General features: G+C 71.6%; 14 protein-coding genes. 10 read left to right on the forward strand and 4 right to left on the reverse strand.

Annotation, left to right across the window (positions count from 1 at the left end; all coding sequences use genetic code 11):
• Nucleotide 1: 1 nt before the first annotated feature.
• The 3 genes from A3CE_RS0132585 to A3CE_RS0132595 all read right to left on the reverse strand — a co-directional run bounded on the left by A3CE_RS0132585 (nucleotide 2) and on the right by A3CE_RS0132595 (nucleotide 3,654).
• On the reverse strand, nucleotides 2-796 hold the full coding sequence (locus A3CE_RS0132585; RefSeq protein WP_020644299.1) for an MlaE family ABC transporter permease: 795 nt from the start codon (nucleotides 794-796) through the stop codon (nucleotides 2-4).
• Nucleotides 797-1,273: 477 nt separating this feature from the next.
• Complete coding sequence (locus tag A3CE_RS0132590; RefSeq protein WP_020644300.1) at nucleotides 1,274-2,266, reverse strand: LLM class flavin-dependent oxidoreductase; 993 nt, start codon at nucleotides 2,264-2,266, stop codon at nucleotides 1,274-1,276.
• A gap of 8 nt (nucleotides 2,267-2,274) precedes the next feature.
• Complete coding sequence (locus tag A3CE_RS0132595) at nucleotides 2,275-3,654, reverse strand: FAD-dependent monooxygenase (RefSeq protein WP_020644301.1); 1,380 nt, start codon at nucleotides 3,652-3,654, stop codon at nucleotides 2,275-2,277.
• Nucleotides 3,655-3,713: 59 nt separating this feature from the next.
• Between A3CE_RS0132595 and A3CE_RS0132600 the strand changes: the two genes are divergently transcribed.
• The 3 genes from A3CE_RS0132600 to A3CE_RS0132610 all read left to right on the forward strand — a co-directional run bounded on the left by A3CE_RS0132600 (nucleotide 3,714) and on the right by A3CE_RS0132610 (nucleotide 8,235).
• The gene (locus A3CE_RS0132600) at nucleotides 3,714-3,917 is read left to right on the forward strand and encodes a helix-turn-helix domain-containing protein (protein WP_013223678.1); all 204 of its coding nucleotides are present in this window, start codon (nucleotides 3,714-3,716) and stop codon (nucleotides 3,915-3,917) included.
• A 7-nt stretch (nucleotides 3,918-3,924) separates the two neighbouring features.
• Nucleotides 3,925-4,389, forward strand: a complete 465-nt coding sequence (locus tag A3CE_RS0132605; protein WP_020644302.1) for a Clp protease N-terminal domain-containing protein — start codon at nucleotides 3,925-3,927, stop codon at nucleotides 4,387-4,389.
• A 75-nt stretch (nucleotides 4,390-4,464) separates the two neighbouring features.
• A complete protein-coding gene (locus A3CE_RS0132610) occupies nucleotides 4,465-8,235 on the forward strand; it encodes an nSTAND1 domain-containing NTPase (protein ID WP_026469094.1) in 3,771 nt (1,256 codons plus the stop codon).
• Nucleotides 8,236-8,550: 315 nt separating this feature from the next.
• Here the strand turns inward: A3CE_RS0132610 and A3CE_RS0132615 are convergent, their stop codons facing one another.
• On the reverse strand, nucleotides 8,551-10,665 hold the full coding sequence (locus A3CE_RS0132615; RefSeq protein ID WP_020644304.1) for a HelD family protein: 2,115 nt from the start codon (nucleotides 10,663-10,665) through the stop codon (nucleotides 8,551-8,553).
• Between the two features lie 124 nt (nucleotides 10,666-10,789).
• Here A3CE_RS0132615 and rsmD point away from each other — a divergent pair, with 124 nt between their 5' ends.
• The 7 genes from rsmD (at nucleotide 10,790) to rnc (ending at nucleotide 15,373) form a co-directional block, all read left to right on the forward strand.
• The gene (rsmD, locus tag A3CE_RS0132620; RefSeq protein ID WP_026469095.1) at nucleotides 10,790-11,350 is read left to right on the forward strand and encodes a 16S rRNA (guanine(966)-N(2))-methyltransferase RsmD; all 561 of its coding nucleotides are present in this window, start codon (nucleotides 10,790-10,792) and stop codon (nucleotides 11,348-11,350) included.
• A gap of 43 nt (nucleotides 11,351-11,393) precedes the next feature.
• Complete coding sequence (gene coaD, locus A3CE_RS0132625) at nucleotides 11,394-11,879, forward strand: pantetheine-phosphate adenylyltransferase (protein ID WP_020644306.1); 486 nt, start codon at nucleotides 11,394-11,396, stop codon at nucleotides 11,877-11,879.
• A 133-nt stretch (nucleotides 11,880-12,012) separates the two neighbouring features.
• Nucleotides 12,013-12,711, forward strand: coding sequence for a ribonuclease domain-containing protein (locus tag A3CE_RS0132630; protein WP_026469096.1), 699 nt, complete (start codon nucleotides 12,013-12,015; stop codon nucleotides 12,709-12,711).
• Between the two features lie 118 nt (nucleotides 12,712-12,829).
• Nucleotides 12,830-13,558: a DivIVA domain-containing protein gene (locus A3CE_RS0132635; protein WP_026469097.1), complete on the forward strand. Its 729-nt coding sequence runs from the start codon at nucleotides 12,830-12,832 to the stop codon at nucleotides 13,556-13,558.
• Nucleotides 13,559-13,747: 189 nt separating this feature from the next.
• Nucleotides 13,748-14,341, forward strand: a complete 594-nt coding sequence (locus A3CE_RS0132640) for a YceD family protein (RefSeq protein WP_020644309.1) — start codon at nucleotides 13,748-13,750, stop codon at nucleotides 14,339-14,341.
• 86 nt (nucleotides 14,342-14,427) lie between these two features.
• Nucleotides 14,428-14,610, forward strand: a complete 183-nt coding sequence (gene rpmF, locus A3CE_RS0132645; RefSeq protein WP_013223689.1) for a 50S ribosomal protein L32 — start codon at nucleotides 14,428-14,430, stop codon at nucleotides 14,608-14,610.
• A 13-nt stretch (nucleotides 14,611-14,623) separates the two neighbouring features.
• On the forward strand, nucleotides 14,624-15,373 hold the full coding sequence (gene rnc / locus A3CE_RS0132650; protein ID WP_185839806.1) for a ribonuclease III: 750 nt from the start codon (nucleotides 14,624-14,626) through the stop codon (nucleotides 15,371-15,373).
• Nucleotides 15,374-15,409 lie beyond the last annotated feature (36 nt).

Consider the following 15,409-nt stretch of genomic DNA (forward strand, 5'->3'; position numbering starts at 1 on the left):
TTCAGCTCCCCTTGGGCGGCACGAGTTGCAGGTAGACGGTGGTCAGGATCAGGTTCAGCACGAACAGCAGCAGGAACGTGATGACCACGGACTGGTTGACCGCGTCGCCCACGCCCTTCGGGCCGCCCTTGGGGTTGAGCCCGCGGTAGGAGGCGACGACCCCGGCGACGAAACCGAAGATGAGGGCCTTGATCTCGCTGATCCAGAGGTCGGGCAGCTGGGCCAGCGCGGAGAAGCTGGCCAGGTAGGCGCCCGGGGTGCCGTGCTGCATGACCACGTTGAAGAAGTAGCCGCCGAGCACGCCGACGACGCTCACCATGCCGTTGAGGAAGACCGCGACGCCCATCGCGGCGAGCACCCGCGGCACGATCAGCCGCTGGACCGGCGAGACGCCGAGGACCTCCATGGCGTCGATCTCTTCGCGGATGGTGCGGGAGCCGAGGTCCGCGCACATCGCGCTGCCGCCCGCGCCGGCGATGAGCAACGCCGTGACGATCGGGCTGGCCTGCTGGATGATCGCGAGCACGCTCGCCGCGCCGGTGAACGACTGCGCGCCGATCTGCGTCGTCAGCGAGCCGATGTGCAGCGCGATCACCGCGCCGAACGGGATCGAGACCAGCGCCGTCGGCAGGATGGACACGCTCGCGATGAACCAGAACTGCTGGATCAGCTCGCGCACCTGGAACGGGCGCCGGAAGGTCAGCCGGACGACGTCGAGGCCCAGCCCGTAGAGCCGGCCGGTCTGCCGCAGTGCGGCCGCCCCCGGGAACGACGACGTCGTCGTCCGTTCGGCCATTCGTGTGCCTCCAGCGGTTTCGGCGGCAGGCCGAATTCACCCGAGTTGACTAAAGGGAAATGGTCCGAATGGGGTAACAATTATCGGCCATTCACGGTCTCGGGGAAACACCGTGCCGTTTCCTACTGGTCGGTACGCTAACGACGGCCTTGGCGGGAGACAAGAACTTGAGCAGGATCACGGGGTCACGGGCTGGTAACCCCCCATTTCTTGTGCGTTGCTGACAAACGGACCCGATCTTGTTGTCAGCGGAGGAGGAGAAACTCCCCTCCCGGCCGAACAGCTCGTTGACAATCTCCACCCCCGTGTCAATTCCCCCACCCGGCAAGCGTGCCAGGAGGGTCGACACGCGTGATCAGAGAGCCGACACACGTGATCAGGAGGACGACACGCCGCGAGAGCTTGGGCGGCGCCGTGTCGACCCCTCAATCACGAGTGTCGACCTCTCAATCACGAGTGTCGACCCTTCGGGCACGGTCAGGACTTGAGGGCGGCGAGGAGTTCGTAGGAGCGGACGCGGTCGGCGTGGCCGTGGACCATCGTCGTGACCATCAGCTCGTTCGCGCCGGTGTCGGCCAGGAGCTGTTCGAGTCCCTTTTGGACGGTTTCCGGCGAGCCGACGATGCTGGAGCCGAAGCGCTCGGCCAGGAACGCGCGGTCCATCTCGGTGTACGGGTACTCCGCGGCCTCTTCCGGCGTCGGCAGCGCGATCGGGCGGCCGCGGCGGAGGCTGAGGAACGTCAGGCCGCTGGGCCCGGCCAGGAAGCGGGCGCGCTCGTCCGTTTCGGCGGCGACCACGGACACGCCGAGCATCACGTACGGCTCGTCGAGCACCCCCGGCCGGAAGTTCTCCCGGTACAGCTGCACGGCCGGGATGGTGTTGTCGGCGGCGAAGTGGTGCGCGAAGGAGAACGGCAGCCCGAGCCGCCCGGCGAGCTGGGCGCTGAAGCCGCTCGAGCCGAGCAGCCACACCGGCGGCTGGTTGCCCTCGGCCACCACGGCGTTGACCCCACGTGCCTCCGAATGGGTGAAGTAGCCGATCAGCTCCTGCAGGTGCTCCGGGAAGTTCTCCGCGGACAGCCCGCCCGGACCCCGCAGCGCCAGCGCGGTGCGCTGGTCGGTGCCGGGCGCGCGGCCGATGCCGAGGTCGATCCGGCCCGGGTGGAACGCCTCCAGGGTGCCGAACTGCTCGGCGACGACCAGCGGCGCGTGGTTGGGCAGCATGATCCCGCCCGACCCGACGCGGATCCGCTCGGTGGCGTCGGCGACGTGCCCGATCAGCACGGCGGTGGCGGAGCTGGCGATGCCGGGCATGTTGTGGTGCTCGGCCAGCCAGTAGCGGTGGTAGCCCAGCCGTTCCGCGGCGCGGGCGAGGTCCAGGGTGTTGCGCAGTGTCTCGCCGACGGTGTTCCCCTCCGAAACGGGGGACAGGTCGAGCACGGACAGCGGCACGTCAGGCAGTGAGCTCACAACCGGGGTCAACGCCCCGGTGCCGCGATTGCTTCCCGCAGCGACGCCGGATCACCGCCGCACCACGTCACGACGCCGTCCGGGCGCACGAAAAGCGCGTCGGCCGACGCTTCCGGGCACTCCGCCGTGACGATCTTCACGTCCGCGCCCGCACACTCGCGCAGGTCCGCGCGGTCGGCGAAGTCGAACAGGACGGGCCGCGCCGCGCGCATGACCTCGGCCACGCGCGTGGCCCGGCCGCCGACGGTCAGCGGCAGGTCGGGGACGTACGGCAGCTCGTCGGTGTCCCGCAGCAGCCCGGCCAGGTGCCGGGTCGCCTCCGGAAGCGCGGCCAGCTCGCCGAAGAGCGTCCGCAGGGCGTCGCCGTCCTCGCCGGTCAGGCGGTCGAGGAGGGCCTGGACACGGGTCTGCGTCAACGTCCGCGCCGCGACCGGGTGCCGCTCGGCGTGGTAGCTGTCGAGCAGGGACTCCGGTGAGCGCCCGCGGACGACGGCGGCGAGCTTCCAGCCGAGGTTGACCGCGTCGAGCAGCCCGACGTTGAGCGAAGACCCACCGGCGGGGAAGAGATGCGCGGCGTCGCCTGCCAGCAGCACGCCTCCGGTCCGGTACCGCTCGGCGAGCCTCGCCGAACTCGCCGTCCGCGACAGCCAGAGCGGCTCGCCGAGCGGGAGATCGGTGCCGAGGACCCGCCGGACGGCGTCGCGGAACTCCTCGAGCGTCGGCTCGCCGGGTGGCTCCGGCGTCACCTCCCGGACGCCGGCGATCACGATGCCCGGCGTCAGCGAAGTCACCAGCACCCGGCCGCCGGGACGGCGGTTCCAGCCGCGCTCCAGTCCCGCCACCGTGGCGAAGAGGTCCACGTCCGCCCGGAAGTGCCCGAGGCGCATCAGCTCGTCGCCGGTGGTGCCGGGGAAGCCGATGCCGGCCAGCTCGCGGACGCGGCTGTGGGCGCCGTCGCAGCCGGCGACGTACCGCGGCTCGATGCGGTACTCGCCGTCCGGGCCGCGGACGGTGCCGAGGTCCACCAGTTCGTGACCGCGCCGGATTTCGGCGCCGAGCTCGGTCGCGCGCTCGGCCAGGAGGGCCTCCATCCGCGGCTGCTGCAGCATGAGCCCGCGCGGCGGCGCGTCCAACCCGGAGAAGCCGAGGGGGACCGGCCCGAACGGGAAGCCGGGGAAGGGGCCGGCGAACGTCGCCTCGGCCCGGAACCGGTCGAGGAGTCCCCGGTGGTCCAGCTGCTCGACGATCCGGCCGCCGAGCCCGTTCGCCCGCGGCCGCCGGTCCGGTTCGGTCCGCCGGTCCAGGACCACCACCTTCGCGCCGCCGAGCCGCAGCTCCGCCGCCAGCATCAGGCCCACCGGGCCCGCTCCGATCACCGCGACCTCCATGACGTCCCTCCTTCGTGTCAGTTCAAACTGACGAGAGTGTCAGGCTAGACTGACACACCATGGAAGCGGAAGAGCTTTCGGGACGCGTCTCGGAAACGGACCCGGCCGTGGCGCTGCGGGCGGTGGGCGCCCTGCACCGGCTCGCCGAGCAGGTCGAAGCGGCGGCCGTCGCGCACGCACGCGAGCGTGGCTGGTCGTGGGAGCAGATCGGCGACGCGCTCGGTGTCGCCCGGCAGTCCGTGCACGCGAAGTACGGGAAGTGAGGCCACGGTGCTCGACCGGCTGATCGCGAAGAGCCCGTTCGCCGCGGTGCTGACCGCGGCCCTGGAAGAGTCACGCCGCCGCGGCGACCGGCGGCTCGGCACGGAACACCTGCTGCTGGGCCTGCTGCACGACCCGGGCAGCGCACTCGCGCTCGGCACCGGCTTGGCCGACGCCCGCGCGGCACTGGACCGCCTGGACCGGGCGGCCCTGACAGCGCTCGGCATCGATGTGGAAGGTCTCCGCCCGGCCGAAGTTCCGTCGCGGCGCGGGAAGCTGACGCTGGGGGCGTTCACGTCCAGTGCGCGCGCGGTCGTCAACGAGGCGATCCGCGGGACGCCGCGGCCGCGTGATCCGGCGCGGTTGCTGCGGGTGCTGGTCGAGCTGACGCCGCCCGACCCGGCGGCCGATCTGCTCGCGGAACTGGGTGTCGACCGGGAAGCGGTTCGCCGACGGCTGGATTCGGCCACCTGATCGCTCGTCATTGGCTACGGTGGGCGAGCCGGGAAAAGAGAAACAGGAGGACGGGTGCCGCGTCCGGAGCGACCCTTGGATCCCAGGGACGATCTGCTTACCGAATTCGCCGCCGATCTCCGGCGTTTGCGCGAGAGCGCCGGGAATCCGACCTACCGGGAGCTCGGGCGGCGCGCGCACTACTCGGCGGGCACGCTCTCCGAAGCCGCCGGCGGGCGGAAACTCCCCAGCTTGGCCGTCACCCTGGCCTACGTCCGGGCCTGCGGCGGGGAGCCGGGGGAATGGGAAGAGCGCTGGCACGCCGTCGCCGACGAATCGCGCGGGGACGGTGCCGATTCACCGCCCGAACCACAACCCGGGGAAATTCCGCCCTATGCCGGCCTGGCCGCTTTCACCCCGGCCGACGCGGGCCGGTTCTTCGGGCGGGAACGGCTGGTCGAAAAGCTCGTCGGGCGGTTGGGAAGACAACGCTTTCTCGCCGTTCTGGGCGCGTCCGGCTCGGGCAAGTCGTCCTTGCTGCGGGCCGGCCTGCTGCCGTCGGTCAAGGGGCCCGCCGTGCTGCTCACCCCGGGCGCCCGGCCGCTGGAGGAGTGCGCGGTCAAGTTCGCCGCCGCGCTCGGCGTCGCGCCCGGCGCCCTGCTCGACGACTTCGCCGCGCACCCGCGCAACCTCGGGCTCGCCGCCCGCCGGCTGGCCGACGGCGGCGACGAGGACCTCGTGCTGGTCGTGGACCAGTTCGAGGAGGTGTTCACGCTCTGCCAGGACGACCCGGAGCGCGCGCAGTTCCTCGACGCGCTCGTCACCGCGGCCGCCGAACCGGGCAGCCGGACCCGGGTGGTGCTCGGCATCCGCACCGACTTCTACACCCACTGCGCGCGCCACGCGGACCTTGCCGACGTCCTGCAGGACGCCCAGGTCCTCGTCGGCCCGATGACCACCGAGGAGCTGCGGCAGGCGATCTCGCGACCGGCCGTCGACGCCGGGTACCGCGTCGAGAACGCCCTGGTCTCCCGGCTCGTCGCGGACGCCACCGGCCAGCCCGGCGTGCTGCCGCTGCTCTCACACGCGCTGCTGGAGACGTGGCGGCGGCGCCGCGGCACCACGCTCACCCTGACCGCGTACGAGTCGACCGGCGGCATCGAGCGGGCCATCGCGCAGACGTCCGAAGCCACCTTCGCGAAGCTGTCGGTGCGTCAGCAGCGGCTCGCGCGGCAGATCTTCCTCCGGATGACCGCGCTCGGCGAAGGCACCGAAGACACCAAGCGCCGGATCAGCCGTTCCGAGATCGACACCGAGGAAGAAGACACCGCCGTCGTGCTCGGCGAGCTGGCCGCGGCCCGGCTGGTCACCCTCGACGACACCGGCATCGAGATCACCCACGAAGCCCTCATCCGTGGCTGGCCCCGGCTGCGCGAGTGGCTCACCGAGGACCGCGAAGGGCTGCGCGTGCACCGCCAGCTCACCGAAGCGACCGACGCGTGGGAGTCCGTCGAGGAAGATCCCGGCTGGCTCTACCGCGGCACCCGGCTGGCCATCGCACGGGAGTGGGCCGCGCGGCAGGACTCCGCGCTGTCGCGGCGGGAACGGCGGTTCCTCGACGCCAGCCTCGGCGTCGAGCACGCCGAACAGGAGCGCGACCGCCGCCGCTCCCGGCGCCTGCGGCAGCTGGTCGCGTTGCTCGCGGTGCTGCTGGTCTTCGCCGTGACGGCCACCGTCTACGCCGTGCGCGCCCAGACCACGGCCACCGACCAGCGCAACAGCGCGCTCGCCCAGAAGCTGGCCGGCCAGGCGCAGGAGATGCGCGGCACCAACCCCGCGCTGGCGGCCCAGCTCGCGCTCGCCGCGTACCGCCTGGATCCGAGCCCCGAAGCCCGCAGCAGCGTGCTCATCATGTTCGCGACGCCGTACGCGACGCGGCTCACCGGGCACACCGGCCGGGTCAACACGGTCGCGCTCCGCCCGGACGGGCAGGTCCTCGCCACGGCCAGCTGGGACGGCACGGCCCGGCTCTGGGACGTCCACGACCAGCACCACCCGGTGCCGCTGGGTGTTCTCGCCGGGCACGCCGGCAACGTCAACAACGTCGCCTTCTCGGCCGACGGCCGGACGGTCGCCACCGCGGGCTTCGACGGCACCGTCCGCGTCTGGGACGTCTCCGACCCGGCCCGGCCGGGTCCGGGCGTGGTCGTCGAACGCCACTCGGGCAAGTCCTACGCCGTCGCCTTCAGCCCGGCCGGGCCGCTGCTGGCGACCGCCGACGTCGCCGGCACGATCCGGCTGTACGACACCGCCGACGCCGCCCGCCCGCGGCCGGTGGGGGAGCTGACGGGGCACACCTCGTACGTCAACAACCTCGCCTTCAGCGCCGACGGCCGGCTGCTCGCCTCCGCGTCGGCCGACAAGACCGCGCGCGTCTGGGACGTCGCTTCGCGGCGTCAGCTCGGTATCGCGGCCGGGCACACCGACGTCGTGCACTCGGTCGCGTTCAACCCCGGCGGGAACACCCTCGCGACGGCGAGCCAGGACCAGACCGCGCGGCTGTGGGACATCACCGACCCGGCCCACCCGGCGCAGCTTTCCGTGCTCACCGCGCACAAGGCGATCGTGCGCTCGGTCGCGTTCACCGCCGACGGGCACACCCTCGCCACCACCGGTTTCGACCGCACCGCCCGGCTCTGGGACGTCGCCGATCCGCGGAAACCGCGCCAGCTGGCGTCACTGGCCGGGCAGACCGGCGCGGTCGTCTCGGCGGTGTTCACCCACGACGGCCGCACCCTCGCCACGGCGAGCGACGACCAGACCGCCCGGCTGTGGGACCTGCCGGGGCCGGCGGTCCCCGTGCACACGGCCAAGACGTGCCACGCCGCCTTCCGCCCGGACGGCAAGCTGCTCGCCACCGGCGGCTACGACCAGGTCGTGCGGCTGCGCGACCTGGCCGTAGCGGGCTCGCCGCGCCCCCTCGCCACGATCGGCGGCTTCGACGACCCGGTCTGCGGCGTCGCGATCAGCCCGGACGGCCGGACGCTGGCCACCGGCAGCTGGGACCACACGATGACGCTGCGGGACATCACCGACCCGGCCCACCCGGGGCCGCCGGTGGTGTTCAACCGGTCCCACGACGACATCGACGCGGTCGCGTTCAGCCCGGACGGCCGGATCCTCGCGACCGCGGGCGACGGGCACACGGTCCGGCTCTGGGACCTCGCCGACCGCACCCGGCCGGTCGAGATCGCCAAGCTCGAGGGCCACGCCGACGACGTCCACGCGCTCGCCTTCAGCCCCGACGGCCGCACCCTCGCCAGCGCGAGCTGGGACCACACCGCCCGGCTCTGGGACGTCTCGGCGCCCCGGGCCCCGCGGCCGCTCGCGAAACTCGAAGGGCACACCGACACGATCTTCTCGATCGCCTTCAGCCCCGACGGCGGGAAGGTCGCCACCGGAAGCGCCGACCGCACGGTCCGCGTCTGGGACGTCACCGCCCCCGCCGCGGCGCACGCGGTGGCGGTGCTGACGGGGCACACGGACAACGTCATGGGAGTGTCCTTCAGCGGCGACGGCCGGACCCTGGCGTCCGGCAGCTACGACCGCACGGTCCGGCTGTGGGACGCCACCCGCTTCGAGCCGTACGCGGTCCTGCTCGAGGAAATGGACCGCGTCTACGACGTCCGGTACGCCCCGGACGGCCACACGTTGGTGAGCGCGGTCGCGGACGGGACGGTACGGTTGTCGGAAACCGATCCTGACCGGGCGGCCGAACGAATCTGCGCGGTGACGTCACCCGAGATCACGGAAGCCGAGTGGACGGCGAGCCTCCCCGGCCTCGGCTACACCCCACCCTGCCCCTGAAGTTGTTCGGCGTTGTTGTTCGGTGCCGCCGCGCGGACACCGAACAACGTTTGTCCACTAGACATGCGGTCAGACGTTCACTTCGCCGGGGGTCTGAAGGGCTCCTTCCAGGGCACGGGAACCCGCCCCCCGCCCCTCGAAGGAGCCCTTCAGCATTTCGTGGTTCCGCGATCGGCACTCCGGCGGAAAACATCCCCCGCCCTCCCTGGGGGGCGGCCCCGCTTCCAGCGTATCGGGCGCGCCTGACGAAAAGCCGGAAAACCGCGGCCGAGGCCGGAGTTGTCCACAACACGGCCGGCCTGTGGACAACCCACCTCAAGCCGTCGGGATCCAGTCCGGGTCCGAGGCCAGGACCGTCAGCTGCTGCGTAGCCCGGGTCAGCGCCACGTACAGCACCCGGCGGCCCGTCGTCGACTCGCTGATCAGATCCACCGGCTCCACCAGCACCACCGCGTCGTACTCCAGGCCTTTCGAATCCAGGCTGCCCACGACCTTCAGCCGCTCGTCCGCCTGGCCCGACAGCCAGCCCCCGACCTCCGGCACCCGGTCCATCGCCGTGATCACGCCGACCGTGCCTTCGACCGCGCCCAGCAGCTCCTTCACCGCCGCCTGCGTCGCCGCCGCCAGGCCGGTTGCCTCCACCGGGCGGACCTCCGGCGCCACCCCGGTGCGACGGACCGCCACCGGCAGATCGCCGGCTTCGGCGTGCCCGGCCACCACCTTCGCCGCCAGGTCGAAGATCTCCGCCGAGTTCCGGTAGTTCGTCCGCAGCGTGAACCGCCGCCGGGCCGTCTTCACCCCGAACGCCTGGTCGCGCGCCGAAGCCGCCTCCGCCGGGTCCGGCCAGGAGCTCTGCACCGGGTCGCCGACCACCGTCCAGCTCGCGTACTTCCCGCGCCGGCCCACCATCCGCCACTGCATCGGCGAAAGGTCCTGCGACTCGTCGACGACCACGTGCGAGTACTCGTCGTAGTGCTCCGGCCGCGTCGGCGTGCCGCCGGACCGCTCCGGTTCGACCTCGATCATCTGGCGCCGCTTGCGCTTCGGCGGCGGCCCGATCAGCACCCGCAGCTCGTCCAGCAACGCCACGTCCGCGATCGACCAGCCCCGCGACCGGTCCGCGAAGTCCGCGGCCAGCATCGAGATCTCCTGCCGGTTCAGCACGCCCTTCGCCACCGAAGCCAGCCGCTTCTCTTCGCCCAGCCACTTCAGGATCTGCGCCGGGTACAGCACCGGCCACCACACCACCAGGAACCGGTGGAAGTCGATCCGCTCGCCGAGGTCGGTGATCAGCTCGGCGCGGTCGAGCTGCTTGCCGTCGGCCTTCGCGTACTCCTCGGCCTTCGCCGCCAGCGCGTCGAGCAGCAGCTCGGCCGCCCGGATCCGCGACCGGTTCGGCGGCGCGCCCTGCGTGTGGGCCTTGCGGCGCACCTTCTCCAGGTCGCGCGCCGACAGCTTCAGCACTTCGCCGCGGTAGACGATCCGCATCTCTTCCGGCGCGCCCGGCGGCGTGTCGCGCAGCGCCCGCAGCAGCACCTTCCGCATCCGCAGTGACCCCTTGACGGCGGCGAGCGGCGCCGCGTCCTGGCGCGTCGCCTCCAGGCCGTCGAGGACCTCGCCGAGCGCCCGCAGCTCGACGTTCGTTTCCCCCATCGAGGGGAGAACGCGCGAGATGTAGCTGGTGAACACGCCCGACGGCCCGATCACGAGCACGCCGGCCCCGCCGAGCTGGCGGCGGTAGCGGTACAGCAGGTAGGCGGCGCGGTGCAGCGCGACGGCCGTCTTGCCGGTGCCTGGCCCGCCGGTGATCTCGGTGACCCCGCGCCACGGCGCCCGGATCACCTCGTCCTGCTCCTTCTGGATGGTCGCGACGATGTCGCGCATCTTCTCGCCGCGCGAGCGCCCCAGCGCGGCCATCAGCGCGCCTTCGCCGACGATCTGCATGTCCTCGGGCACGGCGTCGGCGATCAGGACGTCGTCGTCGACGTCCAGGACGTTCTGGCCCGAGCAGCGGATCACGCGCCGCCGCACGACGTCCATCGGTTCTTCGGCGGTGGCCTGGTAGAACGCCGCCGCGGCCGGCGCGCGCCAGTCCGTGACGAGGTTGTCGAACTCGGCGTCGCGGATGCCCAGCCTGCCGACGTAGGTGCGTTCTCCCTCGCGGTCGTCGAGCCTGCCGAAGACGAGCCCCTCGTACTCGGCGTCGAGCGACTGGAGCGTCTGGTTGGCGTGGTAGACCATCATGTCGCGCTCGAACAGCATCGACGCCTGCTCGAAGATCGCCTCGCGCTGCGCCCCTTGGCCGATTTCGTAGCCCTTGGTGCGCATGGCCTCGGCTTGGGCACGCAGTTCGTCCAGACGGGTGTACACGCGATCGACGTGGGCTTGTTCGATGGCGATCTCGGCCCGTCTGACCCGAGGTTCCGACACGCATGGCTCCTTGACAGCTTCTGGATCGCCTCCGAGGGCGAAGAACGACTCTACGCGTTGGCTCCGGCGGGGACACCAATGTCCCGGTCATGTGTGGCGCGCGCCGTCCCCCCACAATCGGGGGGTGACGAGGATCGTGGCCGGGACGGCGGGCGGGCGGCGGCTCAAGGTGCCGCCGAAGGGCACCCGGCCGACGTCGGAACGCGTGCGGGAAGCCCTGTTCAACGCCCTGGAGACGGCGGGCGAGCTGGCCGGCGCGCACGTCCTCGACCTCTACGCCGGGTCCGGCGCCCTCGGTCTCGAAGCGCTGTCCCGCGGCGCGGCGGACGCCCTGTTCGTGGAGTCCGACCGGCGCGCGGTGGACGTCCTGCGCGGCAACGTCGCGGCGCTGGGGCTGGGCGGCACGGTCCGGGCCGGGCAGGTCGAGGCGGTGGTCGCCGCGCCCGCGCCCGCTCCGTTCGACCTCGTCCTCGCCGACCCGCCGTACGCCGTCGGCGCGGCCGCGCTCGGCTCGGTGCTCGCCGCGCTGGCGGCGGGCGGCTGGCTGGGCGGGAGCGCGCTGGTGGTGATCGAGCGGGCGGCCCGCGACGGCTCGCCCGAGTGGCCGCCGGGCTTCGAGCCCTCGCGCGAAAAGAAGTACGGCGACACGGCCGTTTTCTGGGCCGAATACGCGCCTGTGGCGTGAGCCACGCGGCGGGGACCGGGTTCGGCACGGTAGCGTCCGCGCCATGCGGCGTGCGGTCTGTCCCGGTTCCTACGATCCGGCCACCAACGGGCACCTCGACATCATCGAGCGGGCGAGCCGCCTGTTCGACGAGGTCGTCGTCGCGGTGGGGGTGAACAAGAGCAAGAAGGGCCTCTTCGAGATCGAGGAGCGCCTGGAGATGCTGCGCGAGATCACCGGGAAGCTGCCGAACGTGCGGGTCGACTCGTGGGAGGGCCTGCTGGTCGACTACTGCCGCGACCACGGCATCGTGGCGGTCGCCAAGGGCCTGCGCTCGGTCAGCGACTTCGACTACGAGCTGCAGATGGCGCAGATGAACCGCGAGCTCACCGGCGTCGAAACGCTGCTGATGGCGAACAACCCGGCGTACGGGTTCGTGTCCAGCTCGCTGGTCAAGGAGGTCGCCGCGCTCGGCGGCGACATCGAGCACCTCGTGCCGCCGATCGTCTACGAGCGGCTCTCGGCGAAGTTCCCGAAGCTCGGGCGCTGACCCTCCACACGGGACGCCGGGTTGTCCGGTTCCCGTCGTTCGGCCCCCTTCCTTCGTCGGGACTTGCGTCCGGCCGGGCCGGAGTTCACGTTCCCGTCCCCCGATGATCATCCGATCGGGTTACGGTCCGAAAATGACCAACTACCGATCACGCCTGGTCGCTGTCCTCTTCGCGCTCCTGGCCACGCTGTTCGCCGGTGTCACCGCCGCCGAAGCGGTGACGGCGGCACCCGCTGTCGCCGCCCAGAACGCCTGCGGGAACCTCTCGGGCTTCTCGCACACGACGCTTTCGGCGCTCCCGGCCGAAGCGACGACGACGTACAACCTGATCCAGAAGGGCGGCCCGTTCCCGTACCCGAAGAACGACGGCGTCGTCTTCGACAACCGGGAAGGCGTCCTCCCGGCCTGCGCGTCGGGCTACTACCACGAGTACACGGTGCCGACGCCGGGCTCGAGCACCCGCGGCACGCGCCGCATCGTGACGGGCAGCGCCGGCGAGTACTTCTACACCGGCGACCACTACGCGACGTTCAAGGTCATCGACGTCGGCGGCGGTTCGACGCACACCTGTGGCGACCTGTCGGGCCTGGCGAAGATCGGCTACTCCCAGCTGTCGTCGGCGGCTCGCACAGTCGTCGACAACGTCCGGAGCGGCGCTTCGACCGGCACGACGTACGAGAACCGGGAAGGCGTGCTGCCGTCCTGCGCGTCCGGGTACTATCAGCTGTTCGCCGTCGGCACGAACGACCGCGTCATCTCCGGCAAGGCGGGCGAGCTGGCCTACACGCCCGACCACTACGCGACCTTCAAGCGGATCGACCTGAATTCCTGATCTTGCGACCGGCCCCGGGCGCTTCCGCCGGAGGGACACGCCCGGCGCCGGTCGCGTTCACCGCTTCGGCGCCGGATGAGGGCAGACTGGTTCCCAGCGACAGGGGATTGGAGTGGCCGTGTACCGGGTTTTCGAGGCGCTCGACGAGCTCGTCACCATCGTCGAGGAGGCGCGCGGCGTCCCGATGACGTCCAGCTGCGTGGTGCCCCGCGGCGACGTGCTCGAACTCCTCGACGACGTGCGCGACGCGCTGCCGGCGGAGATCGACGACGCCCAGGACGTCCTCGACAAGCGCGACGACCTGATCCACGCCGCCCGCAAGGAGGCGAGCGAGACGGTCGTCGGCGCGAACGCCGAGGCCGAGCGCGCGATCGCCGACGCCACCGACGAAGCCGAGCGCATCCTCGCCGACGCGCGCGCCCGCGCTGAGCAGATGCTCGCCGACGCGCACGACCAGGCCGACCGCACGGTCGCGGCGGGCCAGGCCGAGTACCAGAACCTGACCGACCGCTCACGCGGGGAGTCCGAGCGCATGATCCAGGCCGGCCGCGACGCGTACGACCGCGCGATCGACGAAGGCCGCGCGGAGCAGGCCCGCCTGGTGGCGCAGACGGAGGTCGTCCAGGCGGCCCACGCCGAGTCGGCCCGCATCGTCGACGAGGCCCACGCGGAGGCCGACCGCCAGCGTGCGGACTGCGACGCCTACGTCGACGGCAAGCTGGCGGAGTTCTCGGAGCTGCTGGCGACCACACTGCGAACGGTCGATTCGGGCCGCAACCACCTGCGCTCCCCGGCAAACCTGCCCAGCTCAGGCGGCCGCCCGACCCTGTACGACTACCAGGTGTGACACGAATCTCGCCGGCTTGGCCGGCTCTCCCTCGGCTCGCCGGAGGTCTTGAATGACTCATTCAGGACCTCCGAAGACCTGAATGAGTCATTCAAGACACCGCGGCGGCACCACCCCCGCGCCCGCCGGCACCGAGGCTGCGAGGGTCCAGCTCAAAAGGGGTGGCGACCAGTGCGTACCCTGGACTGGATGTCCGAGAACAAGACCCCCCAGCTCGACGACCGCAGCCCCTGGGTGATCGACACCCGTGAGCTCGGCCGTCACGCCGGCCTGAGCCGCGCCGTCCAGCGCAGCGTGCCGGTGGAGACGCCCCTAGGCGTCCCCGATGTCATCACCATCGAAGCCGGCTCCGAGCTGGAACTCGACCTGCTGCTCGAGTCCGTCGTCGAAGGCGTGCTGGTCAGCGGCACCGCGAAGGCCATCGCGAAGGGTGCCTGCGCGCGTTGCCTCGACCCGCTCACCGAGAAGGTCGAGGTCGAGGTCCAGGAGCTGTTCGCCTACCCGGGGTCGGCCACCGAGGAGACCACCGACGAGGACGAGATCCCCCGGCTGGTCGACGACCGGATCGACCTCGAACCCATTGTCCGCGACGCCGTCGTGCTGGCCCTGCCGCTGGCCCCGCTGTGCACCGAAGACTGCGCCGGCCTCTGCATCGAGTGCGGCGTCAAGTGGGCCGATCTCGAGCCCGGACACGGGCATGAGAAGATAGACCCTCGGTGGGCCGCACTGGTCGAGCGCTTCGACGAGAACGCGGGCGAAACGCCTGCGCAAGGGCCCAGCTGAAAAGAGCAAGCCTGACGAGCGTCCAGCTCGATCCGGTGAGAAAGTTCGCTCGCACCGCGAGCAGACCGTCATAAGGAGATCTACTCGTGGCCGTCCCGAAGCGGAAGATGTCGCGATCCAACACGCGCTCCCGCCGCAGTCAGTGGAAGGCGGCTCCGGTGCAGCTGGTGCCCTGCTCCAACCGCGCCTGCAAGCAGCCGAAGCTCCAGCACATCGCGTGCCCGTCGTGCGGCCAGCACAACGGCCGCCAGGTCGTCGAGCCCGCCTGATCGGGTAGCCGACATGGGGGGCAAGACGCCCGGGGGACCACCAGCCGATCCGGCGCCGTTGCTCGAAGCGCTCGGGGTCACACTCGACCCCGAGCTGCTCCGGCTTTCGCTGACGCACCGTTCGTACGCGTACGAAAACGGGGGTCTGCCGCCGAACGAGCGGCTGGAGTTCCTCGGTGACGCCGTGCTCGGCCTCGTCGTCACCGATCACCTGTACACCACGCATCCCGATCTGCCCGAAGGTCAGCTCGCGAAGCTTCGCGCCAGTGTCGTCAACATGCACGCACTGGCGCGGGTGGCGCGCGGGCTCGGCGACGGCGGTCTCGGGGCACACCTGCTGCTGGGCAAGGGCGAAGAGCTCACCGGCGGCCGGGACAAGGCGAGCATCCTCGCCGACGGCCTGGAAGCGGTGATCGGTGCCGTCTATCTCGCGCACGGCATCGAGATCGCGCGCAAGCTCGTGCACCACCTCTTCGACGGCCTGCTCGCCGAAGCGCCGCTGCGCGGGGCCGGGCTCGACTGGAAGACGAGCCTGCAGGAGCTGACCGCGTCGGCCGGTCTCGGCGTGCCCGAGTACAAGGTCGAGGACACCGGGCCGGACCACCGCAAGGAGTTCACGGCCACGGTGCTCGTCGCCGGCCGTCCGCTCGGCGACGGCACCGGGTCGACGAAGAAGGAAGCGGAGCAGAAGGCCGCCGAGACGGCCTGGCGCTCGCTGTCCGCCGAACTCGACGCGAAGAAGAAGGCCGATCCCGAGTCCTGATCAGCGGGAACCTCCGTTGACGTTTCGCCGGACCGC

Source organism: Amycolatopsis balhimycina FH 1894, from assembly GCF_000384295.1.
In the GTDB taxonomy this organism is placed as follows: Bacteria; Actinomycetota; Actinomycetes; order Mycobacteriales; family Pseudonocardiaceae; genus Amycolatopsis; species Amycolatopsis balhimycina.